The sequence below is a fragment of the Agrobacterium sp. ICMP 6402 genome, from assembly GCF_009498615.1.
GTDB classification, from domain to species: Bacteria; Pseudomonadota; Alphaproteobacteria; order Rhizobiales; family Rhizobiaceae; genus Agrobacterium; species Agrobacterium burrii.
On record NZ_QSNV01000013.1, the window covers coordinates 92178 to 116056 of the forward strand.

Annotated in this window: 23 protein-coding genes; 9 read left to right on the forward strand and 14 right to left on the reverse strand. The window is 59.4% G+C overall.

Going from position 1 to position 23879, the window contains the following annotated elements; translation table 11 throughout:
- Positions 1-6: 6 nt before the first annotated feature.
- From DXT96_RS24595 to DXT96_RS24605, 3 genes are all read right to left on the reverse strand, one after another.
- Positions 7-855, reverse strand: a complete 849-nt coding sequence (locus DXT96_RS24595; protein ID WP_153516876.1) for a carbohydrate ABC transporter permease — start codon at positions 853-855, stop codon at positions 7-9.
- Complete coding sequence (locus DXT96_RS24600; RefSeq protein ID WP_153516877.1) at positions 848-1786, reverse strand: carbohydrate ABC transporter permease; 939 nt, start codon at positions 1784-1786, stop codon at positions 848-850. Before DXT96_RS24600 ends, DXT96_RS24595 begins: the two co-directional genes overlap by 8 nt.
- A 69-nt stretch (positions 1787-1855) precedes the next feature.
- Positions 1856-3157 (reverse strand): ABC transporter substrate-binding protein, encoded by a 1302-nt coding sequence (locus DXT96_RS24605; RefSeq protein WP_153516878.1) that lies wholly within the window; start codon positions 3155-3157, stop codon positions 1856-1858.
- A gap of 195 nt (positions 3158-3352) precedes the next feature.
- Here DXT96_RS24605 and DXT96_RS24610 point away from each other — a divergent pair, with 195 nt between their 5' ends.
- The 3 genes from DXT96_RS24610 to DXT96_RS24620 are packed head-to-tail and all read left to right on the forward strand — an operon-like array spanning position 3353 to position 6381.
- Complete coding sequence (locus DXT96_RS24610) at positions 3353-4552, forward strand: ROK family transcriptional regulator (protein WP_153516879.1); 1200 nt, start codon at positions 3353-3355, stop codon at positions 4550-4552.
- A 53-nt stretch (positions 4553-4605) separates the two neighbouring features.
- Positions 4606-5706 carry a Gfo/Idh/MocA family protein gene (locus tag DXT96_RS24615; RefSeq protein WP_153516880.1) on the forward strand — a complete coding sequence of 367 codons (1101 nt, stop codon included), beginning with the start codon at positions 4606-4608 and terminating at the stop codon, positions 5704-5706.
- A 33-nt stretch (positions 5707-5739) separates the two neighbouring features.
- Entirely contained in the window at positions 5740-6381 is a 642-nt protein-coding gene (locus tag DXT96_RS24620) for a ThuA domain-containing protein (protein ID WP_003510737.1), read from the forward strand.
- 152 nt (positions 6382-6533) lie between these two features.
- On the opposite strand, the gene DXT96_RS24625 is transcribed toward DXT96_RS24620, so the two are convergent.
- Positions 6534-7892, reverse strand: a complete 1359-nt coding sequence (locus DXT96_RS24625; protein ID WP_153516881.1) for an amidase — start codon at positions 7890-7892, stop codon at positions 6534-6536.
- A 346-nt stretch (positions 7893-8238) separates the two neighbouring features.
- Here DXT96_RS24625 and DXT96_RS24630 point away from each other — a divergent pair, with 346 nt between their 5' ends.
- The 3 genes from DXT96_RS24630 to DXT96_RS24640 all read left to right on the forward strand — a co-directional run bounded on the left by DXT96_RS24630 (position 8239) and on the right by DXT96_RS24640 (position 12480).
- The gene (locus DXT96_RS24630; RefSeq protein WP_153516882.1) at positions 8239-10581 is read left to right on the forward strand and encodes an EAL domain-containing protein; all 2343 of its coding nucleotides are present in this window, start codon (positions 8239-8241) and stop codon (positions 10579-10581) included.
- 30 nt (positions 10582-10611) lie between these two features.
- Positions 10612-11505, forward strand: coding sequence for an amino acid ABC transporter substrate-binding protein (locus DXT96_RS24635; RefSeq protein ID WP_149901588.1), 894 nt, complete (start codon positions 10612-10614; stop codon positions 11503-11505).
- Positions 11506-11574: 69 nt separating this feature from the next.
- Entirely contained in the window at positions 11575-12480 is a 906-nt protein-coding gene (locus DXT96_RS24640; protein WP_153516883.1) for an amino acid ABC transporter substrate-binding protein, read from the forward strand.
- A gap of 41 nt (positions 12481-12521) precedes the next feature.
- Here DXT96_RS24640 and minE read toward each other — a convergent pair whose 3' ends face one another.
- Genes minE through minC form a run of 3 tightly spaced genes read right to left on the reverse strand, consistent with a single transcriptional unit; the run spans position 12522 to position 14360 of the window.
- Positions 12522-12782 (reverse strand): cell division topological specificity factor MinE, encoded by a 261-nt coding sequence (gene minE, locus DXT96_RS24645; RefSeq protein WP_046802074.1) that lies wholly within the window; start codon positions 12780-12782, stop codon positions 12522-12524.
- Positions 12779-13594 (reverse strand): septum site-determining protein MinD, encoded by an 816-nt coding sequence (gene minD / locus DXT96_RS24650; RefSeq protein WP_149901590.1) that lies wholly within the window; start codon positions 13592-13594, stop codon positions 12779-12781. The genes minE and minD overlap by 4 nt, the downstream gene beginning before the upstream one ends.
- Positions 13595-13631: 37 nt before the next feature.
- Entirely contained in the window at positions 13632-14360 is a 729-nt protein-coding gene (minC, locus tag DXT96_RS24655) for a septum site-determining protein MinC (RefSeq protein WP_153516884.1), read from the reverse strand.
- Between the two features lie 411 nt (positions 14361-14771).
- Between minC and DXT96_RS24660 the strand changes: the two genes are divergently transcribed.
- Positions 14772-15458: an HAD family hydrolase gene (locus tag DXT96_RS24660; RefSeq protein WP_153516885.1), complete on the forward strand. Its 687-nt coding sequence runs from the start codon at positions 14772-14774 to the stop codon at positions 15456-15458.
- A 132-nt stretch (positions 15459-15590) separates the two neighbouring features.
- Here DXT96_RS24660 and DXT96_RS24665 read toward each other — a convergent pair whose 3' ends face one another.
- Positions 15591-16073: a DUF2244 domain-containing protein gene (locus DXT96_RS24665; protein ID WP_371418992.1), complete on the reverse strand. Its 483-nt coding sequence runs from the start codon at positions 16071-16073 to the stop codon at positions 15591-15593.
- A 37-nt stretch (positions 16074-16110) separates the two neighbouring features.
- On the opposite strand from DXT96_RS24665, the gene nth reads away from it, so the two are divergent.
- Positions 16111-16893, forward strand: a complete 783-nt coding sequence (nth, locus tag DXT96_RS24670) for an endonuclease III (protein WP_153516886.1) — start codon at positions 16111-16113, stop codon at positions 16891-16893.
- On the opposite strand, the gene DXT96_RS24675 is transcribed toward nth, so the two are convergent.
- A complete protein-coding gene (locus DXT96_RS24675) occupies positions 16855-17592 on the reverse strand; it encodes a sulfate transporter family protein (RefSeq protein WP_153516887.1) in 738 nt (245 codons plus the stop codon). The genes nth and DXT96_RS24675 overlap by 39 nt on opposite strands.
- A 299-nt stretch (positions 17593-17891) precedes the next feature.
- On the opposite strand from DXT96_RS24675, the gene DXT96_RS24680 reads away from it, so the two are divergent.
- Positions 17892-18725, forward strand: a complete 834-nt coding sequence (locus tag DXT96_RS24680; RefSeq protein WP_149901596.1) for a MurR/RpiR family transcriptional regulator — start codon at positions 17892-17894, stop codon at positions 18723-18725.
- 230 nt (positions 18726-18955) lie between these two features.
- Here DXT96_RS24680 and DXT96_RS24685 read toward each other — a convergent pair whose 3' ends face one another.
- The 5 genes from DXT96_RS24685 to DXT96_RS24705 all read right to left on the reverse strand — a co-directional run.
- The gene (locus DXT96_RS24685; RefSeq protein WP_194287736.1) at positions 18956-20530 is read right to left on the reverse strand and encodes an FGGY-family carbohydrate kinase; all 1575 of its coding nucleotides are present in this window, start codon (positions 20528-20530) and stop codon (positions 18956-18958) included.
- Positions 20531-20587: 57 nt separating this feature from the next.
- Complete coding sequence (locus DXT96_RS24690; protein ID WP_153516889.1) at positions 20588-21307, reverse strand: HAD family hydrolase; 720 nt, start codon at positions 21305-21307, stop codon at positions 20588-20590.
- A gap of 6 nt (positions 21308-21313) precedes the next feature.
- A complete protein-coding gene (locus tag DXT96_RS24695) occupies positions 21314-22798 on the reverse strand; it encodes a mannitol dehydrogenase family protein (protein WP_153516890.1) in 1485 nt (494 codons plus the stop codon).
- A gap of 58 nt (positions 22799-22856) precedes the next feature.
- Positions 22857-23633: an L-iditol 2-dehydrogenase gene (locus DXT96_RS24700; protein ID WP_149901600.1), complete on the reverse strand. Its 777-nt coding sequence runs from the start codon at positions 23631-23633 to the stop codon at positions 22857-22859.
- On the reverse strand, positions 23630-23879 hold a 250-nt coding region (locus DXT96_RS24705; protein ID WP_153516891.1), incomplete at its 5' end, for a TOBE domain-containing protein. The genes DXT96_RS24705 and DXT96_RS24700, both read right to left, overlap by 4 nt.

The following is a 23879-nucleotide window of genomic DNA, read 5'->3' on the forward strand; positions in this document are numbered from 1 at the left end:
TTCAAGTCACGATTTGACGGCACCGGCCGTCAGGCCCGCGATGATGTGTTTCTGTGCGAGGAAGAAGACGATGACGGTCGGCAGGATCGTCATGGTGATGAAGGCGAGGACCAGCTGCCATTCCGTGCCGAATTCACCGCGATAGACCATGATGCCGAGCGGCCAGGGATATTTCGATTCCGAATTCAGCATGATCAGCGGCAGGATGTAGCTGTTCCAGCTGCCGACGAAAGAAACGATGCCGACGGTGGCGACGATGGGCCGCGAAAGCGGCAGGGAAATGTGCCAGAAGAAGCGCAAATACCCGCAGCCGTCCACGAAGGCCGCCTGAAACAGTTCCTCCGGCAGATTACGGAAATAATTGCGGAACAGCAGAATGCTCATGCCAAGCCCGAAGGCCACCTGCGGCAGCACCACACCCCAATAGGTATCGAGCAGGCCGAGATCGCGGATGCGGATGAACAACGGCAGGATGGCGGTGGCCGCCGGGAACATCAGCCCCAGCAGGAAATAATTGAGCAGGAAGGACGAACCGAAGAACTTCACATGCGCGAAGGTGAAGGCGGCCATGGCCGAGACGGTCAGCGTCAGGAACACCGTCAACAGCGCAATCACCAGCGAGTTGAAGATCTGCAGCCAATAACGCTTGCCGAAAAGGATATCGCCGTAATTGGCCCATTGCCATTCGGCCGGCAGACCGAACGGATTGACGCGCAGGTCTCCCAGCGTCTTGAAGCCGCCAAGCGCTGTGGTCAGAAGCGGAATGAGCACGATGGCCGCGATCAGGCTCAGCGATATATAGAGATAAAGCTTCGTTTGCAGCGGCATGCGGACGGAGGTGGATGTGTCAGTCATGGCGCATGAAAATCCTTTTGTAACCGAAGGCGAGCGTCACGCAGATGACGAAGAGAACGACGCCGACCGCGCTGCCAAGCCCCACCTGCATGCGCATGACGCCGTAGGTGTAGAGAAACGTGACCATGGTTTGCGTGGAGTTGGACGGGCCGCCGCCTGTCAGCGGCATGATCATGTCGAACAGCTGCAATGAGCCGATCACCGCAAAGAAGACGGACAGGCGCACCGTGGAACCGAGCATCGGCAAGGTGACATAACGGAACTTCTGCCAGCCGGTCGCGCCATCGATTTCAGCCGCTTCCAGCACGTTCTTGTCAACGGATTGAAGGCCGGCGATGAACAGCATCATATGGAAACCGAAATATTTCCAGACGATGACGCCGAGCACCGCATAGATCGCCACATCCTTGTCGGCCAGCACGTAAGGATTGGCAAAACCGAAGAAATTGGAGATGGCGGCAAACAGACCGTAATCGCCGTCATAGACGAAACGCCAGATCAGACCCGCCGCAACATCCGCCAGCACATAGGGCAGGAAAAACACCAGCCGGAAGGCGACGACGCCGGGAATGCGGTGCGCCAGCATCGTGGCGAGCCAGATGGCCAGCGGGATCTGGATCAGAATGGAAATCAGGATGATGAGGCCGTTATTGAGCAGCGCCTGCGAGAAGGCGGCATTGCCGAACAGAACCTGAAAATTCTTCAAGCCGACGAAATCGGTCGGCGTGCCGTAACCGTTCCAGCGGTAAAGGCTGTACCATGCCGCCTCGCCCATGGGCAGGATGACGAACAGGGTAAAGAGCAGCAGCGCGGGCGGTAAAAAGACCAGCAGGGTCAACGCCCGGTCATGCGCGACCGAGCTTTGCTTGCGCTTGGCCTTCGCCGCGCCGCGCGCCGGTATGGACGCAGAAGTCATGGAAATATCCGTCATCTCTATCCGCTTTCATTCAGGCAGATACTGCGACGCCGCGTGCTGCGCGGCGTCGTCATGGAACCGAAATCAGCGAAGCTCGAAGGCATCCTGAATTTGCTTGGCGCCCTCTTCCGAACTCATCTGGCCGGAGACGATCTCGACGGAAACGTCGTTGACGACGCGGCCGACGGCAGCACCCAGCGTCTGGTCGAAGAAGTTCTGGTGCCAGGTGGAGCCGGCAAGCTGCTTGGCGGAATCCGCCAAAAGCGGGTTTTTCACCGCGCCATTGGCATCCGTCGCAACCGGCAGGATCATGCCGGCGGCGGCCATCTTCTCTTCGCTCTCCTTGCTGGTCAGGAAAGTCGCGAAATCGATTGCTTCCTTGGAGGCGTTTTTGGTGACCGCCCAGCCGTTCAGGCCGCCCAGCGTATCGGTGGCCTTGCCCGCACCGCCTGCAACGGCGGGGAACGCGAAGCGGCCGATATTGTCTGCGGCCAGCCCCTTGCCGTCACCGGCATTCTTACGCTGGTTGGCTTCGGTATTGTCGAAACCGAGGATCATCGCCGCCTTGCCGTCACCGAAGACGCCGAGCGCCTGCGGCCAGGTGGAACCGAGATAACCGGGCTGGAAGGGTTCGAGCTTGCCGAATTCCGCCAGCTGCTCACCGGCCTTGATGATGGCGGGGTCCATGAAACCTTCGCCTTCGCCCTTGCGGGCGGCATCGAACACGGCCTGCCCGCCATTGCGCATGACAAGATAGCTCCAGTAGAAATGGATCGGCCATTTCTCACCGCCGCCACCGGCAATCGGCACGATGCCGGCTTCCTTGATCTTCTTGACCGTCGCGCCCAGATCTTCCCAGCTCTTGATGTCTTCCGCCTTCACGCCGGCCTTGGAAAACAGCGCCTTGTTGTAAAAGAAGCTGACGAGGCTGACCTTGTAAGGCACGGCCCAGACCTTGCCATCAAAGGACAGGCCGTCGATTGCGGAAGCATTATAGGCCTGCCGCAGCTTGCCGCCATCGGCGTCGAAAACCTCGGTCAGATCCTTCAGCGCGCCGGTTTTGGACTGTTCCTCGAGAACGCCGCCACCCCAGCTATAGAAAAAACCCGGCACGTCGTTGGACTGCAAAAGCGTCGGCAATTTCGCCTTGAAGGCTTCATTTTCCAGGAATTGCAACTGCACATCCACGCCGGGATGTTTGGTCTCGAAATCCTTGGCAATCTCCTCCCAGACGGCCACGGCTTTCGGGTCCAGTTCCACATGCATCCATTTAACGACCGTCGCGGCCGAGGCGCTCGCAGCGCCGAGCATGAGAGCAATGCTTGTCGTTGTGGCAAAGCCTGTCAGCCTGCCGCTCAGGCTTGCGCCTGCGTGCCAAATCGTCATGATGGTGATCCTCCCTCGGGGATTTCCTCATTTATTCCCCAATGCGGATTAATTCACATTAGCCCTCGCTCAATGTCAAGGCACGCTGCCGATTTTTTGCGCGAACAGCTTGACATACCCCTCCCCTACACCGTTATTTAATCCGCAACCCGACATAAATCGGCTCTCGAACGGCATTGATCGCAGCAGGACACCATGAAGACCGCAGACCCAGAACTGATGCGCGCGATCAACAGGCTGAGCGTGCTGGACAGCATCCGCCGCCACGGGCCAATCTCGCGAGTGGAAATCAGCGAAAGAACGCAGCTTTCCACCACCACCGTGTCGGCCATCACCGCTTCGCTGCTCGATGACGGGCTTATACTTACCCGTCATCTCGGCGATATCCGCACGGAGGGCGCACGTGGCAGGCCACGGGTGATGCTGGAGCTGAACCCGGACGCCGCCCGCGTGGTGGGTGCGAAGATCGCCGCAAGCCGCATGGTTTTCGTCGTCACCGATTTTTGCGGCAACGTGCTGTCCACCCTCGCCCTGCCTATCCGCGTCGACCGTCAGCCCATCGGCGTCATCGCCGATCTGGTGGAGGATGGCGTGCGGCGCTGCGTGGTCGATGCCGGGCTGTCGCTGGAAGATGTCGACATGGTCTGCCTTGGCCTGCCCGGCGTCATCGAACACCGCACCGGCAAGATCCGCAGCAGCCCGATTTTGCGCGAAGTGAACGTCAATTTCGCCGAGGAAATGACGGCAAGGCTGAATTCGCCGACCATCATCGAGAGCGACGCCCACGCCATTACCCTTGCCCACCACTGGTTCGGCCATGCCCGCGATCTGGAAGACATGGTGCTGATCTCTTTGGAACAGACGCTCGGTCTTGGCGTGATGCATCAGAACCAGCTGTTTCGTGGAGCCGGCGGCCTCAGCCACAATCTCGGCGATCTCGTCATCGGCCTTGCCAATGAGGGAACCGTCCGGCTGGCAAGCCAGGCCGGCGAAAATGCCATTTTAGGCTCGCGCCCGGTGGACGGACGTTTCGCCGAGGCGATCAGGCTCGGTCGCGGCATGCAGCATGCCCATGCGCTGATTGCGGCTGAAGACACCGAGCTGATCTCGGCGGCCTTACGCGCCGGTGCCGCCCTTGGCCTGACGCTTGCCAACATTGTCACGCTGTTTGCCCCGCCACGGGTCATCATCACCGGCTCCAGCCTTGAACTGGGCGAGCCTTTCATCGCCAGCATCCGCGACAGTTACAACGCCGCCGTGCCGCCATCTTTGGCCGGCGTCGCCGAACTTGTCTTCGACGTTGCGACCGACGAATTATGGGCGCAGGGGGCGGCAGCTGTCGCACTTTACGAGCTTTACGAATCGCCATGGAACACAACGGGGCCAGCGCTTTAGCCGAAAGGCCTAAGGGCGGACTTCAGCATTTCTGATTTACGGGAGGAAATCACATGAACAAGGTCGGTATCGGCATCATCGGCTGCGGCAACATCTCCAGCGCCTATCTCAAGGCCATGGCGTCGTTTCCCATTCTCGACATTCGCGGTCTTGCGGATATGAACGAGGAGGCCGCGAAGGCACGGGCAGACGAATTCGGCCTTCAGGCAAAAACCATCGACGAACTTCTCTCCGACCCCTCGGTGGAGATCATCGTCAACCTGACGATCCCCAAGGCGCATGTGGAGGTGGGTCTGCGCGCGCTGGACGCCGGCAAACACGCCTATTCGGAAAAGCCGCTCGGCATCAATTTCGCGGAAGGCAAACGCCTTGCGGATGCGGCAAAGGCCAAAGGCCTGCGCATCGGCTCCGCGCCCGACACTTTCCTCGGCGGCGGACACCAGACGGCCCGCCGGCTCATCGACGAAGGTGTGCTCGGCCAGCCCGTCGGCGGCACCGCCACCTTCATGTGCCCCGGCCACGAGCGCTGGCACCCCAACCCCGCCTTTTATTACGAGGTCGGCGGCGGGCCGATGCTGGATATGGGACCCTATTACATCACCGATCTCGTCAACCTGTTCGGCCCGGTGGCCAAAGTGGCGGGTTTTGCCATCGCGCCGCGCAGCGAGCGCCTCATCACCAGCGAGCCGAAGAACGGCGAAAAAATCCCTGTTCATGTCGCCACCCATGTTTCCGGCGTACTGGCGTTCCAGAACGGTGCCGTGGTGCAGATGGGCATGAGTTTCGATGTGGCCGGCCACAAACACGTGCCGCTGGAAATCTACGGCACGGAAGGCACGCTGATCGTGCCCGACCCCAACCATTTCGGCGGCGAGGTGCAATTGCTGAAAAAGGGCGGCCAGTTCGAGCCACAGGCGCTGTCGTCGCCCTATGCCGACGGTAACTACCGCTCGATCGGTGTTGCGGACATGGCCCATGCCATCCGCGAGAACCGCCCGCACCGCGCCGATGGCGATCTTGCCCTGCATGTGCTGGAGGTGATGGAAGCCTTCCAGACGGCGTCGGATACCGGCACGACCGTTTCCATCACCACCAGGGTGGAGCGCCCTGCTCCGCTTGAAACATCGCTGGTCGACGGCCAGCTCGGCAAATAATCAAGTCATCCAATAATCCGGAGGAGAAAATAAATGCGCGAAGCACTCATCGTCTGGGGCGGCTGGAGCGGCCACGAGCCGCAGGAATGCGCCACCATCGTCAAGGACATTCTGGAAGAGGACGGTTTCAAGGTCTATGTCGAGCACTCGACGGAGGCTTTTGCCGATCCTTCGGTGCATGATCTCAGCCTCGTCGTGCCGATCGTCACCATGTCGAAGATCGAGAAGGAAGAGATCAAGAACCTGACGGCCGCCGTCGAAAACGGCGTCGGCATTGCCGGTTTCCACGGTGGCGCGGGCGACAGTTTCCGAGACTGCGTCGAATACCAGTTCATGATCGGCGGGCAATGGGTGGCGCACCCCGGCAACATCATCGATTATCACGTCAACATCACCCGCCCCGACGACCCGCTGATGGAGGGAATTTCCGATTTCCCCTACACGTCGGAGCAATATTACATGCATGTCGATCCCTCCAACGAGGTGCTGGCGACGACGAAATTCACCGGCGACCACGCCTGGTGGATCGACGGCGTGGTAATGCCGGTGGTGTGGAAACGCAAATACGGCAAAGGCCGGGTTTTCTATTCGGCGCTCGGCCATCAGGCCAAGGAATTCTCCGTGCCGCAGATGAAGACCATGTTCCGCCGTGGCGCCAACTGGGCGGCGCGCTAGGGCTATCGGAGCGGCGGCCTTTGCCAAGCGCCGAAGTGCCTCCTGCGCCGTCCGCTCACTCGACGTCATCCTCGGGACAAGCCCGAGGATGACGGAGGAGAGGTTTTTACGTCTTCATCCGCAACTCGTGGCAATGAGACAAGGCCCTCTTTTTAGCCCCGAACGATCTCTTCTGCCGCCATCGCCACACCCAGCAGATGATCGTCCGTGCCATGCAGGCCGGAGAGCAGCAGGCCAACCGGCATGCCCGCGTCGCCGGTTCCGCAGAGGATCGATACGCCGCAGAGGTCGAAGAAATTGCCGATCTGGGTGTTGCGCAAGGTCTTCGCATTCATGGCGAAAAAGGCCTCGTCATCATCGATGAGCGGTGCGACCTTCGCCGCGACATGCGGCAATGTCGGCGAGACCAGAAGCTCGTGCCTGCCGATCATGCCGGAAAATGCCGCCGTCATGCGTTCGCGCGCCTCGATAATGGCGATATAATCAGGCATGGAGATATTTGCTCCTAGCTTCGTTCGGACAACAACGCGCGGGTCCATGCCCGCAGCATCCGCACCTTCCAGCCGTGCTTTGTGCAGGGCAAAGGCTTCCGCCGTCACCAGCGCGCCTTTTTGCCTGATAAGATCGAACAGTTCCGCAAAGATCGGAAATGCCTGCCGCCGCACCGAAGCACCGGCGCGGGCAAACCGTTCCACCGCCTGTTCAAACGCGGCTGCGACGCCCTCCTCTATCCCGTCGAAAAATACCGTTTCCGGCACGATCAGCGAGAGGCCTGAAAGAGGTGCGCGCGCCACATCAGCCGTCGCCTTGCCACGCATGGCGGCGTCCACCCACACGGCATCCTGCACGGTGCGGGTCAGCGGCCCGAGTGAATCAAGGCTTTTCGCCAGCGGATAAACACCGCGCATCGAATATCGGCCCCGGCTGGCCTTGTAGCCCACCACGCCGTTGAAGGCGGCGGGAATACGCACCGATCCGCCGGTATCCGTGCCGATCGCCACCGGCACCAGACCGGAGGCCACCGCCACACCCGTGCCGGAGGAGGAACCGCCGGGCAAACGGTGGCCATCCTGCGAGGCGGGGTTGCGCGGCGTGCCATAATGCGGATTGATACCAAGGCCGGAAAAGGCGAACTCGCTCATATTGGTACGGCCGATAGAGACCATGCCGGCCTGCTTCAGCGCGGTCACCACATCCGCATCGCGGGACGCCGCCATGCTGTCGCCAAGCACCGTCGATCCGGCCGTCGTCGCCATGCCCTCGAGATCGAAAAGATCCTTCCAGGCCACCGGGATGCCGTCAAGCACGCCACAGGAACGACCCTCACGAATGCGTTTCGATGCCGCATCCGCCTCCGCCATGGCGCGCTCGGCCGTCAGGCCGATAAAAATCGCCTGGTCGTCGTCCTGACCAATCGCATCGAGCGTCTCATCCACCAAACTACGTGGATCAAGATGGCCGCTCTGGATGAGAACGGAAAGTTGCGCGATGTTTTTGCCCCTGTGAGCCATGATATCTTCCCTGAAACCGGCATGTTGCGCACAACATGCCGTTTCTCCGCTGCTTGGCAAGGTCAATTGTCGCCCCCTTGCTGCCGGGAATCCACCTTGAAGAACACGTAAAGCGCGTCATAAAGTCTTGGTGGTGTCGCTCCAGAATATAATCACCAGCACCCCGTTTTTTCAACTCAGGGTGCAGGCAAGCAGCGCCTTATATAAGCGACGACTATAAAAAGACGGATTAATTCTTAATCGCATCTAAACTTTGTTGAATTATTTAGCAGACAGCATTGAAATGCATGCCCTATAAAAATTCCATAAAACAATCATAACGCGACATCGCGGGGGATTATCGCGAATGGAAGAGACTGCCTATCGGGGGATAGATAGACAGACTGAACCCGGCCACACGCTTGACCTGACGACGCAGCCGGCAAATGGCCGGTTTTCGCGCCGCCGTTCGCTTGCCAGCAAGATAACCCTGATATTCTTGGGCGGTGTGATCTTTGCCTACAGCATCGGTGCGCTCGTCGGCTGGTACATGTTCGTTGCCGCCGCCAGCGAGCAATGGCTCAATCAGGCCCGTGTCAATTCGCAGATCGCCAGCGCCACGCTGCGCAGCATCTATACCTATGTCAGCGTTACCGCCGACGACGGCGGCCAGGTCAACGGCATATTGACCGACAAGCCGATCGGCGACGACGAATCCATTCTCGTTACCGGCTTCAATCCCAGTGATGTTCTCGCCCTCATCGGCGCACAGACCAAAAATGCCGTCTGGCTGTTCCGCTATGACGAGACCGATTCCGGCTTCAGGCAGATCGCCGCGGCCTTCGACAACGCTACCGATGACGCCGAGAAGCCGCTTGCCACCGACCCCATTTTTTCAAGAGACGCTGTAGCGGCCCGTTTTGCCACCGGCTTTGCGACCATTGGCGAATCCAGCCATTATATCGGCCTGCTGCCGATCATCAGCACGGAAACGAAAAAACCGATTGGCGCAGTGGCCGTCAGTATCGGCGGTTCGGATGCGCTTTACGGCGCTCAGCGCAAGCTGATCTACAATTCGCTCGCTGCGCTTATCGTGGTGCTGACGGTCACGGGCGTACTTGTTACGGTGATAGCACGGCACTTCCTGAAGCCCGTTCCGGCTCTGGTGCAGGCGACACTGCGTATCGCCCGCGAGGAAACCGATATTGTCACGCCGTTTCAGGAACGCAGAGATGAGATCGGCGACATGGCAACCGCGATTGAAACGCTTCGCGAAGCGGTTCTGGAACGCGGGCGCCTGCGGCAGATACGGGATATGGCTGAACAGCTGGAACATATGGCGCATCACGATGCGCTGACCGGACTTCCCAATCGCGTATTGCTGATGAAGACGCTGGAAAACCGTCTCGAACATCTTGCCGCATCAGGCCAGCCATTCAACGTCATGCTGCTCGACCTCGACCGCTTCAAGGCCGTCAACGATACGCTGGGCCACGCCGCCGGTGACGCGTTGCTGGTGGCCGTCGCCTCGCGAATTTCCTCCGTGCTCGGTGAAAACGACATGGTGAGCCGGCTCGGTGGCGACGAATTCGCCATCATACAGGCGGGAAGCGACGACTACCGGGCAGATGCAGCCCTGTTGGCAAAGCGGGTGGTGCACGCGGTCTCACGCAGCTTCAATCTCGAAGGCAGCCACGTCAGCGTCGATACCAGCATCGGCATCGCCTGCGCGCCGGATCACGGCACTTCCGCCACCCAGCTTCTGCAACAGGCCGATCTCGGACTTTACCGGGCGAAATCCATGGGCTGCGGCCTTTTCGTTTTTTACGAGCCCGGTATGGATATGGCGGCGCAGCACAAGCACGCGCTGGAAATAGACATGAAATCCGCCCTCGAAAACCACGAATTCGAGCTGCATTACCAGCCCGTGGTCAATCTCCAGAGCGGCCGCATCGTCGCCTATGAAGCGCTTGCCCGCTGGCGGCACAGCAAGCTTGGCCTCATCACCCCGGACCGTTTCATTGCGATTGCCGAGGAAAACAATTTTATCAGGCCCTTGGGCGAGTGGGTTCTGGCGCAGGCCTGCATGGATGCCATGGCCTGGCCGAAGGACATCCGGCTCGCCGTCAATCTTTCCGCCGTCCAGCTCGGCAATGACGACATCGTCCCCGTTGTCGATCGCGCCCTTGAAACATCCGGTTTTCCGGCCGAACGGCTGGAACTGGAAGTGACGGAAACGGCGATGCTGGAACGCGACAGCAGCGCCAGGGCCTTGAAGCTGTTGAAAGAAAGAGGCGTCCGTCTCGCCCTTGACGATTTCGGCACCGGTTACGCCGGACTGAGCACGTTGACCCATGTGGCTTTTGACAAGATCAAGATCGATCGCGAATTCGTCTCGGGCCTGCCCACCAATCCCATGTGTTCGGCGATCGTCAACACCATCATCGACATGGCCGATCAGATCGGTCTGAAGGTGACCGCCGAGGGCGTGGAAAACAGTGAACAGGTCGCCGCACTCAAGCTTTGCGGCTGCGACGAGGCTCAGGGTTATTATTTCGCCGAACCGGCGCCACTTGCGCACATCCTCAAAAATCGCGCCATCATCACGCCGGCAGGGAAAGACGGGTTTGGTGACGGAAACGACCAGTCGCTGCGCGACACCGGGCGTCCGATGCAGGAGGCCTATAACCCAACACAAAAAGCGATTTGAGAAACCGGCCGCCGGCCAAAAGGAAATAACATGCGTCTTGCGGTATTTTGCCTTTTCGTCACATGCTTTGCCCCGATCACCCCGCTGCAGGCCGCCAGCGAAGGTGACACGCTGCAGCAGATTGCCAGAACCGCAAAAATCCGCATCGGCTACCGCGAAGCCGAGCCGCCTTTTTCCTACCAGCTGCCGGATGGAGAAGTAACGGGCTTTTCGACCGATCTCTGTCGAACGATCAGCGAGGATATCCGCAAGAAGCTGAAGCTCGACAGGCTTGACCTCGAATATGTCAAGGCCACGCCTGCCACCCGCTTCATTCTCGTCCGCAGCGGCCAGATCGATATCGAATGCGCAGCGACCACCAATAACAGCGAACGCCGGAAAATTGTCGATTTCTCCTATCCGAATTTCATGACCGCGACGCAGTTCCTCTCACGCAGACAGGACAATCTGAAAAGCCTTGCCGATCTGGCGGGCCGTTCTGTCACGTCTGCTTCCGGCACCGTCAATATCGAGCAGCTGAATGCCATAAACCGGGAAAAGAATCTCAATATCTCGGTCATGCCGACGAAAACCAATGAGGAAGCCTTCGCGCTCGTCGTTTCCGGCAAGGCTTCCGCTTTCGTCATGGATGGTATCCTGCTGGCAGCGTTGGCGGCGACATCCGAAAATCCGAACCTCTATGCGCTTTCGCAGGAAACGCTGAGCGCACCCGAACCCTATGGGCTGGTTTTCCGACGCGACGACCCCGCCTTCAAAGCCGCGGTCAACGAAAGCCTGGAACAGATTTTCGCCGGCCCCGCCATTCACGACCTCTATGAAAAATGGTTCACCAAGCCCATTCCGCCCAACGGCATGAACCTGAACCTGCCGATGGCCGCCGCCTTGAAACAGGCATATGACGCCCCGAGTGAATACCGTGACTGAGGGCGCCCTCCCACCTGCATTTTTTTATGAAGACATGTTTTGACAGATCATTTTAGCTGGAGATGCGCGATGCAGAGATCGACATTGGGGCTTGCATTCGGAATTTTAAGTCTTTTATCCACCCACGCGGCAAGCGAGGACAGCCAGCCGCCGACACTCGAAACAATTGCCAGAACCGGTACCATCCGGCTGGGTTATGCCGATCACAATATTCCCTTTTCCTATCTCGGCACCGGTGCAGAACCGATCGGTTACAGCATCGAGCTATGTCTGAGAGTGGCGGATTCCATCAAGAAGAAGCTGGGCCTGCCTGAACTGAAGGTCGACTTCGTCAAACGTACCCCCAGCAACCGCATCACGCTTCTCAATGACGGGACGATCGACATCGAATGCGTGGCGAGCACCAATACGGAGGAACGACGCAAGGCTGTGTGGTTTTCCTACAGCCACTTCATCACCGGCACCCGTTATGTGGCGTTGAAAACGAGCCGCCTGAACACCGTTGCCGACCTTGCAGGCCGTACAGTGGTGGTAACGACCGGAACCATCAATATCAGCCAGTTGAATGTGCTCAACCGCAAGCTGGGGCTGAACATCGCGGTTCTGCAGAATGACAGCACCGAAGGCGGTTTCGAGATGGTGACCGAAAACCGCGCCTCAGCCTTCGTCATGGACGATATTCTTCTGCGGTCCTTCGTCGCCGAAACCGGCAAGCCGGAAGACTATTCCATTTCGAACGAATATCTCGCCCCACCGCAGCCCTATGGCCTGATGCTCCGCCACGGGGATACCGGTTTCAGGGATGCCGTCAACGAAGCGTTGGGGCAAATCTACAAGAGCGGCGAAATCGAAAAAATCTACGAGAAGTGGTTCGATGCACCAATACCGCCGAACGGCATCAACCTGAAGCGCCCACTGCCCGACGATCTGGCCGAGGTGTTTCGAAGGCCCGTCGACACGACGGCCGATAAATAAAAACGCCGCCTGTTGAAGGGCGGCGTCTTTCACCAAATATCTTATGCAGCGCGCAGGTCGGCACTCAACGGAATCTCGACATCGATCTCCAATATGGAGACATGTTCGTCGCGATCCATCTTCACATGCACCCTGTCGCTGTCGATCTGCACATGTTTGGCGATCACGGCAAGGATTTCCTCCCGCAGGACGGCGACGAGATCGGTTCCCGACGACGCCCGCTCGTGGGCGAGCAACACCTGCAAGCGCTCACGCGCAAGCGGTGCCGACTTCTGCTTGCGGAACAGGCTGAAAATGCTCATGCAGCCCTCCTTGCGAAGATTTTGGAGAAGATACCCCGCTTCTCTCCCGGAATGACCACGGGAATATCCTCGCCGGACAGGCGACGGGCAGCATCGAAATAGGCCATGGCCGGCGGGCAACGAGCATCCGCCAGCGTGACCGGTGCGCCAACGTTGGAGGCGCGCAGCACATCCGTGCTTTCCGGAATGATGCCAAGCAGAGGAATGGACAGGATTTCCAGAACGTCATCCACCTTCAGCATGTCGCCGCGCTCGGCGCGGGCGGAGTCGTAACGCGTCAAGAGGAGATGCTTTTCCATCCGCTCGCCGCGTTCGGCTTTCAGCGTCTTGGAATCGAGCAGTCCGATGATGCGATCGCTGTCACGCACCGAGGATACTTCCGGGTTGGTGACGACGACGGCAACATCCGCATGGCGCATGGCCAGCGTCGCGCCGCGTTCGATGCCGGCCGGGCTGTCGCAGATCACCCAGTCGAAATGCTTCTTCAGCTCGGCAATGACCCATTCGACACCTTCCGGCGTCAGATTGTCCTTGTCGCGCGTCTGCGAGGCAGGCAGCAGGAACAGCGTTTCTAGGCGCTTGTCGCGGATCAGGGCCTGCGTCAGCTTGGCATCACCCTGGATGACGTTGACGAGATCGTACACCACCCGGCGCTCGGCACCCATGACAAGATCGAGGTTGCGCAGGCCGACATCGAAATCGACAACCACGACCTTCTGCTTGTTCTGCGCCAGCGCGGCGCCAAGCGCTGCAGTCGAGGTGGTCTTGCCGACCCCGCCCTTGCCGGAAGTTACAACGACTACCTTCCCCATACGGCTCTCCTGTTCCTGTGTTGTTTTCTCTATTTTATCAGCCAAGTTTTTCAGCCTTGATCGTATCGTTTTCCAGCCATAGCTGAACGGGCTGGCCGCGCAGCTTCTCGTCAATATCCTCGGCAACCTTATAGACGCCATCGATGGCCAGAAGCTCCGCCTCGAGCTTGCGACAGAAGATGCGCGCAGAGACGTTGCCGAGCGAACCGGCCATGGCGCGCCCACGCAGGGCGCCGTAAATATGCACGGAACCGCCGGCGATGATTTCCGCACCCGAGGCGACCGAACCGATGACGGTCACGTCGCCTTCCGGAAACATGATTGACTGACCGGAGCGCACCGGCTCGTTGATGACCAGCGACTGCACCACGGCGCGAACCTCGCCCGACGCGCGTGGCTTTTCTTCCGGCAGTTCGGCGGCGACCGCGACCGGCTCCACCTCGACATCGGAAGCGGGCTTTCCGCCCTTCAGCGACGGCGGCATGCCCGGCTCGATCATCGAAGGACGAACGCCCTCAATGCCCATGATGCCGACATTACGCTCCGTCAGCGCCGCCAGCAGCGACTTCAGGCCCGCTTTGTCGAGCGACAGTTCCGACACATCCAGAACCACCGGACGCGACAGAAAGAACCCCGCCGAACGGGCGGCGAGATCATCGAGCCTTTCCAGCCATTGATCGACCGGAGCTTCGGGAGACAGGACGACCGCGAGGAAGGAGCGGCCTTTGATACGAATGGAACGCTGGTCTGTTAGCACTTTGGTCATCTTGGTAAACAAATCGTTGACAATTAGGTACCCCGAATATGGTTAACAAATAGTTAACAGCGCCCTTAAAGCGACGGTCTCGTTAAGAAATTTTCGCCAGGAAAAATCTCATGCAAAACATCCAAAAACATCCATTAGCTTTTGATTTTGCGTATTTCCATCGCTTGCGAAAACTCATGATAGCGACTGAGCCTTGCTGCAACCTGACGCCCCGTGAGGCCGGATTCACCGCCAGCATTCCTAACCCATCTCACCCGAGTCGGTAAGACGCGAACCGTCCGATTCCGGGACACTATCAGCCGTCAGCCAGATGCCCGTCATGGGTTTTCGAGCGGGAAAAAGCGATTTCGTTATGGCCTCCGATGCTATAGACACGGGGGGCAAGCCCGACACCTTCAACGGAAGAATGAAATGCACAGCAAAGTCCCACCGCAGAACCAGATATTTTCGCAAGACTATGCCGCCTTCCTGTTCGACATGGATGGAACGCTGCTCAATTCGATTGCGGTGGTGGAGCGGGTCTGGCGCGAATGGGCCGTGGACAACGGCATAGAACCGAACGCCTTCCTGCAACGCATCCATGGCATGCGCGCTTCGGAAGTGGTGCGCCGCGAGGCGGTGCCCGGTCTTGATGTCCAGGTAGAGGCCGATATGCTGCTGCAAAAGGAAATGGACGATGTCGACGGGATTCTTCAGATTCCTGAAGCTGCAGCGTTTCTCGCGAAATTGCCGGCCGGCAAATGGGCCATCGTCACCTCGGCTGCCCGCGCGCTTGCCGAACGCAGACTGGCCGCAGCGGGCCTCACGCCGCCCCCGGTTATGATCTGCGCCGAAGACGTGGTGAACGGCAAGCCGGACCCGGAAGGATACAAAAAGGCGGCGGAAAAGCTCGGCGTCTCGCCGGAACGCTGCGTTGTCTTCGAAGACGCGCCGGCTGGTATTCAGGCCGGGGAAAGCATGGGCGCGACCGTCGTGGTCATCAACGCCACCCATTCGCATCCCATCGAAACGCCGCATCTTTCCATTGGCGGTTATGGTGAACTGGATGTCAGCATCAGCGAGGGCGGCAGCTTGAAACTAACAGGCAGCAAGGGCTGACCGGCCGACAAGCAGCGCGAGAAACAACGATTTCGTGTGCAGGTAGGTCTCCCGGCCCGCCAACACCCTCTCATATGCAACGTCATCCTGGCACTTGTCCCGGGCACAACTGAGATAAGAAGTACCGAGCTGTCACATCCGTCGTCGGACGGTGGCGAGCGCGCCGCCGAAGGCCTTGGCGAAACTTTCCCGGTCATCAGGGTTGAGAAACGAACCGATATCGGTCGCCCGCCCCTCGCCCGTCACCTGCATGGAAACGATGCCGATCTCATCGTGCCGCCGCACGTTGAAGCGCGCCCAGAACGGATTGAAGCAATACTCCACCATACGCCCGGCCGGAGAAAATTTGCGGATCGACAGGGTGGTGCGGGAGATGCGGACCTCTTCCCGCGCCTTTGCGGCGCGATAATTGGCGCGGAAGGCAACATAGAGCAGCAGAAAATCCAGCCCGAAGAACAGGCCGACAGGCCATGCGCCGGTGGCGAGGAAAAAGCCGCCATAGATCAGGCAGGCGAACCCCGACAAGGCAAGAAGCAGCCGGAAACCCCTTCTTCCAAGCGAACGGTGCGGAACAAGTTCCGCCGCGAAAATCGGCTGGTCGTTGAGCGTATCCACGTTGCTTTCCTTCGGGCGGGCTGGCTATAGATAGACCATGACAGTCGCCAAAAAACGATCCAGCACCCAAACATTGAAAAAGTCAAATCCGGCATTCGCGCGTAAGCCAGCGCGGGTGAAGACGGCCTATTCGAAGGATGAGTTGACCGAGATCTTTCGGCGTTTTTCCATTCAGCGGCCGGAACCGAAAGGCGAGCTGGAACACACCAATCCCTTCACCCTGCTGGTAGCGGTGGCGCTTTCGGCGCAGGCAACCGATGTCGGCGTGAACCGGGCGACAAGGGCGCTGTTCAAGGTGGCCGACACGCCGGAAAAGATGCTGGCGCTCGGCGAAGAGCAGCTGATTGGCCATATCAAGACCATCGGCCTTTATCGCAACAAGGCGAAAAACGTCATCGCTTTGTCGCAGATGCTGATCGACAACTTCGGCGGCGAAGTGCCGAAGACCCGCGAGGAGCTGGTGATGCTGCCAGGCGTCGGCCGCAAGACGGCCAATGTGGTGATGTCGATGGCCTTCGGCGTGCCCACGCTTGCGGTGGACACCCATGTGTTCCGCATCGCCAACCGGATCTGTCTTGCGCCGGGGAAAACCCCGGACGAGGTGGAAGACCGGCTCGTCCGCATCATTCCCGAGCAATATCTGTTCCATGCCCATCACTGGCTGATCCTGCACGGGCGTTATTGCTGCAAGGCGCGCAAACCGGAATGCGAGCGCTGCGTGATCGCCGATATCTGCAAATCTCCGGAAAAGACCTTTGATATTCCAGCCCCGCTGGTGGAGCTACCCGCGCAGCTGTTCGGTGCGGCCGGCGGCGAATGAAGGGTCACGCCGGCTGACGGCCTTATGTAGATGCACCATCATCGAGGCGGCGAATAGCGGCGTCAGAAGGTTGAGGAACGGGACCGCCAGAAATGCCGCGATCACCAGACCGGCCATGAACACCGTGGTACGGTGTTTGGAGCGGAACAACCTTGCCTCGGCGGGCGAGCGGAAACGCATTGCCGCAAATTCGAAGAATTCCCGGCCGAGCAGATAACCGTTCACCAGGAAAAACGCGATGAGGTTGACGCCCGGCACCAGGAGCAGCAAAAGCGCAATGAGGTTGCCGGCAATAACGACACCGAAGAACTTGATCGACGACAGCACGGCCTCGCCAATTGGCATTGCCTTGCCCGGCGGATCATCGGGATAGGTCTTTTTCTCCACCACTTCGGCGACGTCGTCGAGAAACAGGCCGGCAATGACAGCGGTGACCGGCGAAATCAGCAATGCCAGCGCCAGCGCCAGTCCTATGCCGGCAAAAATGGCGAAAACGAAGGTCAGCCACCCCGCCCAGTCAGGTACCCCGGGGATAAGCGTATCCACCCATGGCAGGGCGAAGTAGATAAAGATGGAGCGGATGGCGAACCAAAGAGCCGCCAGCACGAGAAGCGTGAGCCCCAAAACCTTCCAGAATACCGACCGGGTCTCGGTCGCAAAGAGATTTTGGAATGCCAGCCTCGCTGCATCAAGAATCATTCGGAACTCCCCTGGGGCCTCTCGCGTTGAAATTCTCTGACCAGACGACAGATAAGAACTGGGCCTGCGCTCTGCAAGATTGGGTAAAAACCGCCAAACGTCTGAAATTAAACCGGAGATGGAATTTCCCTTGAATAAAAGGTATCTCTAAAATATAATAATCCATCTATAATATTTCGCATTCCTGTCCGGTGGAGGGCAAGGCCGGGAAAGCTTACCTCCACCGTCAAATCGCAGTTCGCACGCGCGTTTTGCGCGCGCGGATGCATCATCGTTCAATAAAGATAAAAAATGAGGCGTTGGTGGAAAAGCTGCTGTTGAATCTTACCCGTGCCATGAAGGCCGGCACACCTTCCGAGCGCAAGATCGCCAAATATCTGATCGAGCATCTGGACGAGCTACCTTTCGAAACGGCGCAGACGCTGGCTGCCAAGCTCAGCCTCAGCCCGATGACGGTCGGCCGTTTTTTACGTTCGCTGGGATACCGGCAGTTCAGCGACATTCGCGCCGATCTGCGCCATGCCGAACAGGCGGCAGGTCAGGATCAGCCAACGATTACCGAAAGCGGAGAGCGGCAGTCCAACCCGTTTTCCCAACTCCTCTCGCAGCAGATCCAGGCCATCCAGACCGCATTCGACATGACCTCCCAGCCAATCTGGCGTCTGGCCATGACCGAAATCGCCTCGACAACCGATGTTTTTCTGGCGACATCACCGGAAGGTCTCGGGGCCACACGTCACTTTCACGGACGGCTTCTGGAATGTCGCGGCCACGTCCATTATCTCGGCGGTGACAGTGCTGGCTATGTCGCCCTGTGGGATTTCGAGCCGGCACAGACGCTTCTCGTCATCATGGATTGCGGTGGCAGGCTCTCGCCCCTGCAACACCTGTCGGCAACCGCACGCAAAGGCGGCTACAGAACACTTCTGATCACCACCCGGTTTTACGAATGGGGTCCTGAGAGCGCAGACATCTGTCTAGCGCTGCCTCAAGCCCAGAATGGCGGTCAGGGTCTGCTGCAACTCGTTTCATTGATGGAATTTACCCTCTGCAGCCTGATGGCGGAAGCGGATGAAACGCGCAAAACACGGATGAAAAACCTCACCGGCCTGAAGCGCTCGCTAGGCATATGATCTGCGACAAGCTTTCAGCCGCGCAAGAATATGGATCGAGCGATAGCACTTTGTTTCTTCTCCCCGCCGGGGAGAAGGTCGCGGCAGCGGAATGAGGGGGCGAGGGTCGAGATCAAACCGGGAGCTTGCCCCCTCATCCGGCCCTTCGGACCACCTTCTCCCCGACCGGGGAGAAGAAACAAACCTCATCCGTCCACTCCAGATTTCACCCCATCATCTGCCGGCCAAAATCAGAGGCTCTCAAGCTCCTGGCGATGGCGGTACATGGCGAGAAAACGGCGGTAATCCCGTTCATAACGGGGTGTGAGCTCCGGATTTCCGGAAATTTCCGCATTGCCCGGATACATGGCGGCACCTGCCGCCGCAATACTCGCATGCACACCGCCGGCCGCTGCCGCCGTCATCGCCGTGCCAAGCAGTACGGCATCGGCGGTGGCGGGAACCACGATGCGCTTACCCGTCACATCAGCGTAAAGCTCCATCAAGAGCGGGTTCTTCACATGCCCGCCGGTGACGTGCAGGCTTTCGACCGAATAACCGAAGCGCTCCATGGCATCGAGCACATGGCGCGCACCGAGCGCAATCGCCACGGCGGTGCGCCAGTAAAGGCGGCAGAGACTGTCGAAGGACGTATCCAGCGTCAGCCCGCTGATGACGCCAACCGCATGGGGGTCGGCAAGCGGCGAGCGGTTGCCGTGAAAATCCGGTAGCACATGCAGCCGCTCGGCAAAGGCCTCGCCCTCAAGCGCACGCAATTCCGTGACGCGGGCAACGATGCGGGCATGCAGCGCCGTATCCGGCTCACCGCCCGCCGCATGCATGCGCACGATATGATCAAGCAGCGCGCCGGTGGCCGATTGCCCGCCCTCAACCAGCCAGTAGCCGGGCAGTATCGCCTGCCAATAGGGACCCCAGAGGCTGTGGCCGGGCATCTGCCGCTCGGACATGGCAACGAGGCAGCTTGAGGTGCCGGCGATCAGCGCCACGTGCCGACCGACATCGTCCGAAAGGAAACCGCCTAGAGCACCGAGCGCTCCGGCATAGGCATCGATCATGCCCGCCGCCACTTGGCAGCCGGTGTCGAGACCGAGTTCGGTCGCCGCCTCGGGCGAAAGCGGGCCGATGCTCTCCCCCGGCATCACCGTGGTTTCGGGAAGGCTGGCGCGCTCTTTCAGATCGGCAAGCCCCGCCAGTTCCAGATAATCCGCCTGCCAGCCGGGATTTTCCTGCGCCAGAAAATTCCACTTCGCCGTCTGCGTGCAATTTGAGCGTCTGGAGGAGCCGGTTGCTTTCCATGTCAGAAAATCCGCCAGATCGAAGGCGAAGGACATGCGCGCCCAACTGGCCGGCATATGCGTTTTCAGCCACATCAGCTTCGGCATCTGCATTTCCGGCGACACGCTGTTGCCGGCAAAATCCAGCACCCGATGGCCCGAGGCCGTCAGCCGGTCGGCCTCTGATATCGCGCGGTGGTCGAGCCAGACGATGGTATCGAACCGGTCCTCACCCGTCACCGAAACTGAAACCGGCTCTCCCTGCGCGTCGCGAACGACCAACGAGCAGGTGGCGTCAAAACCGATCGCGGCGACGCTTTGCGGCAGAACGCCGGCGTCGGCAAGGGCCGCTTTCACGGCAATGCAGACAGCATTCCATATATCGGTGGAATCGTGCTCAGCGTGGTTTTCACGCGGCCGCTGCATCAGGATTGGGTGGGTGGAGCGGGCGAGAAGCCTGCCGGTTGGATCGAAAATGCCAGCCCGCGCGCTGGCTGTACCGACATCGACAGCGACGAGATTTTGACGCATCAAGTCCGCAATTCCATCCCTTGCGCCAAGACATTGGGGCGGCAGGCAAGCCTTGCTTCAGCCTGCGTCACGTTCCACCCGCCTGTCAAAACCGCCCTTCCCCACATAGCTGCCAACAAGTTGGACCAAATCCGGCATCGCGTCAAACACGGCATCCGCCCCAAGCCCGGCGATCTTTTCGCGGAATGCCGGAAAGCGCGCATGCGAGCCGCCGGTAAAGGCAAAAACGCCCATGCCGGCCGCCTTTGCGGCAGCAATGCCGGCCGGGCTGTCCTCAATCACGATGCAGTGACGCGGCTCGGCGCCCATCGCCTGCGCCGCATGCAGGAAAAGATCGGGTGCCGGCTTGCCATTCTTCACCATCGTGGCGCTGAAGACATGCGGCTCAAACCGGTCGATCAGGCCGGTCAGCCCCAGCGAATAACGGATGCGCTCCGGCTGGCTGGAAGAGGCCACGCAGCGTCTGAGGCCCACAAGCCGGTCCAGCGTTTCTGCAATGCCGTCGATCGGCCGCAACTCGGTACGAAAGCGTTCGAACAACGTCGCCCGCATATGATCGAGAAAATCAATGTCCGTCTCGACGCCGTAATCCTCAAACAGCGTCGTCGTCATGCTGGCGACGCTGCGACCGAGAAAGCGCTCATAGGCCTCTTCCTCTCCCATCGTCACTCCGAGATGGGAGAGCATGTCGAGAAGCACCGAGACCGAAACCGGCTCGCTGTCGACGAGAACGCCATCGCAATCGAAAATCAAGAGAGGCCCGGTTCGGTCTTCCATTTCACGTCACTTTTCAGCCAGCTTGTCATCCAGATAAAGCTGCAAGGTCTTCGCCGTACCTTCTTGCCACAGCGTCTTCAATGCTTGGGCAAAGCGTTTACGGAAAAGCTCCGATTCGGCAACCTCCCCGAAAATGTCTTCGAAGGCGAGAAAGGCCGCCGGGTCGTCCTTGGCCCTGATGGCGGCCGCCTGCAGACGCTCGGCGCTGGCATCGTTGAAGGTGATTTCCTTGCCGCTGTCGGAGGCGCCGTAGAAATAGCGGCACCACAGGGCAGACACCAGCGAAAGACCGATGATGTCCTCACCGCGCGACAATCTATCCGCGGTGGATGGCAGGATGAATTTCGGCTGGCGATTGGAACCGTCCTGCGCCAGACGCGGAATGGTGTCGCCGATCTTCGGATTGAGGAAACGCCGCTCGATCAGCCCGAAATACTCCTCAAGATCAGTATCGGGAACGGGCGGAATGACCGGGATGATCTCTTCCTTTTCGAGCTTTGCCAGAAACGCCCGGATCAACGGATGCTCCATCGCCTCATGGACAAAATGAATATCGAGAAGTGCCGCCGGATAGGCGATTGCCGCATGGCCGCCATTGAGGATGCGGATTTTCATGTGCTCATAGGGCGCGACATCAGACACGAACTGCACGCCGGCCTTTTCCAGCGCCGGGCGACCAGCGGGGAAATTATCCTCCATCACCCATTGCTTGAACTCTTCGCAGAAGACCGGCCAATTGTCCTCGATGCCGAAATCGTCGCGGGCGATAGTGCGTTCGCGCTCGCCGGTGGCCGGCGTGATGCGGTCGACCATGGAATTCGGAAAGGCGACGTTTTCGCCGATCCAGTTCGCGAAGGCCGGATCAGACAAGGCCGCCAGCCCAACTACCGCATTCTTTGTGACCTTGCCATTATGGGGAATGTTGTCGCAAGACATGACGGTGAAGGGTTGCAGCCCCTTGTCACGCCTAGCCTTCAGCCCGGCGACGATGAAGCCGAACACGGTTTTTGGCGCAGCCGGGTTCTTGCCGTCTTCGGCAATGGCCGGATGCTGCGGGTTGAAGGAACCGGAGGCATCGATGAAATAACCGCCCTCGGTAATCGTCATCGAGACGATGCGGATCTTGGGATCAGCAAGGGTATCGATAATCGTCTTTGTGTCGCCGACCTTCAGAATGTCGATCATCGGCCCGGTCACCCGCGCACCGGTTCGGTTATTGTCCTGTTCCACCACCGTCGTCAGGAAGTCCTGCGCGGCAAGCTTTTCGCGCATCACCGCATCGGAGGGGAGAACGCCTGCACCGATGATGGCGAAGTCATGGTCCGTGCCCGTGTTGAACAGATCATCCAGATAGACCGCCTGATGTGCGCGGTGGAAATTGCCAACGCCGAAATGCACGATGCCGGCGGAAAGATCTGCGCGGGAATAGGCGGGAACCGCCGCCGTTTTTTTGGCTTCATCCAGCGTTGCGAGGGAGAGTTTGCATGTCATGTCACGATCCTCGAAAGGGGAAACGTTGTTCGTGCCAGTCACCGGGGAGACCCGGGGATCAGCTCATCCAGTTGCCGCCATCGACATTGTAGGTCTGGGCGACGATGTATTCGGCTTCATCAGAAGCAAGGAAGATCGCCATGCCGGTCAGATCTTCGGCACGGCCCATGCGGCCGAAAGGTACGGCCTCACCGACCAGCCGCTTCTTTTCGCCGGCCGGGCGGTTTTCATATTTCGCAAACAGTGCATCCACACCGTCCCAGTGCTCACCATCGACCACACCGGGCGCGATGGCATTGACGTTGATGCCGTGTTTGATGAGGTCAAGACCGGCCGATTGCGTGAGGCTTATGACGGCGGCTTTGGTGGCGCAATAAATCGCCACCAACGCCTCGCCGCGCCGGCCCGCCTGGCTTGCCATGTTGATGATCTTGCCGCCTTTTCCCCGAGCAATCATGGTTTTTGCGGCGGCCTGCATCATGAACAGCGTGCCGGATACGTTGATCGAAAACAGCCGCTCATAGCTCTCGCGTTTGATCTCGACAATCGGTGCGAGGTCGAAGAGTGCGGCATTGTTGATGAGGATATCGAGCCCACCCGTCTGGCCTTCCACGGTGCGGATGGCAGTGTCGATGGAATGCTGTTTGGTCACATCAAGTTCGACGGCATAGGCATTCTCGCCGATTTCGCGCGCCGTCCGGCTGGCGCGCTCAAAATCGATGTCGGCAATGGCAACCGTTGCGCCTTCGCGCAGATAGGCTTCGGCAAAGGCGCGGCCAATGCCGCGCGCCGAGCCGGTAATCAGCGCCGACTTGCCTTCCAGCCTTCCGGTCATATCGCCAGCCCCTTGTCATCGAACCTGTGGACCTTCGTCTCATCGGGTGTGATGAAGACGGTATCGCCATGCCTGCATTCGAACTCGCCATCGGTTCTGGCGGTGATCGGCCCGATGCCTGATACCTCGAGATGCAGGAAGGTATCCGATCCGAGATGTTCGGCCACCGTCACCTTGCCCTGCCACAGCCCGCTTTCCTTCGACAGCAGCAGATGTTCGGGCCGCACACCGGCGGTGGCGGCGTTC

Coding starts and splice junctions, on each gene's coding strand:
- DXT96_RS24595 (WP_153516876.1), bottom strand. CDS start 855: ATGACTGACACATCCACCTCCGTCCGCATGCCGCTGCAAACGAAGCTT.
- DXT96_RS24600 (WP_153516877.1), bottom strand. CDS start 1,786: ATGACGGATATTTCCATGACTTCTGCGTCCATACCGGCGCGCGGCGCG.
- DXT96_RS24605 (WP_153516878.1), bottom strand. CDS start 3,157: ATGACGATTTGGCACGCAGGCGCAAGCCTGAGCGGCAGGCTGACAGGC.
- DXT96_RS24610 (WP_153516879.1), top strand. CDS start 3,353: ATGAAGACCGCAGACCCAGAACTGATGCGCGCGATCAACAGGCTGAGC.
- DXT96_RS24615 (WP_153516880.1), top strand. CDS start 4,606: ATGAACAAGGTCGGTATCGGCATCATCGGCTGCGGCAACATCTCCAGC.
- DXT96_RS24620 (WP_003510737.1), top strand. CDS start 5,740: ATGCGCGAAGCACTCATCGTCTGGGGCGGCTGGAGCGGCCACGAGCCG.
- DXT96_RS24625 (WP_153516881.1), bottom strand. CDS start 7,892: ATGGCTCACAGGGGCAAAAACATCGCGCAACTTTCCGTTCTCATCCAG.
- DXT96_RS24630 (WP_153516882.1), top strand. CDS start 8,239: ATGGAAGAGACTGCCTATCGGGGGATAGATAGACAGACTGAACCCGGC.
- DXT96_RS24635 (WP_149901588.1), top strand. CDS start 10,612: ATGCGTCTTGCGGTATTTTGCCTTTTCGTCACATGCTTTGCCCCGATC.
- DXT96_RS24640 (WP_153516883.1), top strand. CDS start 11,575: ATGCAGAGATCGACATTGGGGCTTGCATTCGGAATTTTAAGTCTTTTA.
- minE (WP_046802074.1), bottom strand. CDS start 12,782: ATGAGCATTTTCAGCCTGTTCCGCAAGCAGAAGTCGGCACCGCTTGCG.
- minD (WP_149901590.1), bottom strand. CDS start 13,594: ATGGGGAAGGTAGTCGTTGTAACTTCCGGCAAGGGCGGGGTCGGCAAG.
- minC (WP_153516884.1), bottom strand. CDS start 14,360: ATGACCAAAGTGCTAACAGACCAGCGTTCCATTCGTATCAAAGGCCGC.
- DXT96_RS24660 (WP_153516885.1), top strand. CDS start 14,772: ATGCACAGCAAAGTCCCACCGCAGAACCAGATATTTTCGCAAGACTAT.
- nth (WP_153516886.1), top strand. CDS start 16,111: ATGACAGTCGCCAAAAAACGATCCAGCACCCAAACATTGAAAAAGTCA.
- DXT96_RS24675 (WP_153516887.1), bottom strand. CDS start 17,592: ATGATTCTTGATGCAGCGAGGCTGGCATTCCAAAATCTCTTTGCGACC.
- DXT96_RS24685 (WP_194287736.1), bottom strand. CDS start 20,530: ATGCGTCAAAATCTCGTCGCTGTCGATGTCGGTACAGCCAGCGCGCGG.
- DXT96_RS24690 (WP_153516889.1), bottom strand. CDS start 21,307: ATGGAAGACCGAACCGGGCCTCTCTTGATTTTCGATTGCGATGGCGTT.
- DXT96_RS24695 (WP_153516890.1), bottom strand. CDS start 22,798: ATGACATGCAAACTCTCCCTCGCAACGCTGGATGAAGCCAAAAAAACG.
- DXT96_RS24700 (WP_149901600.1), bottom strand. CDS start 23,633: ATGACCGGAAGGCTGGAAGGCAAGTCGGCGCTGATTACCGGCTCGGCG.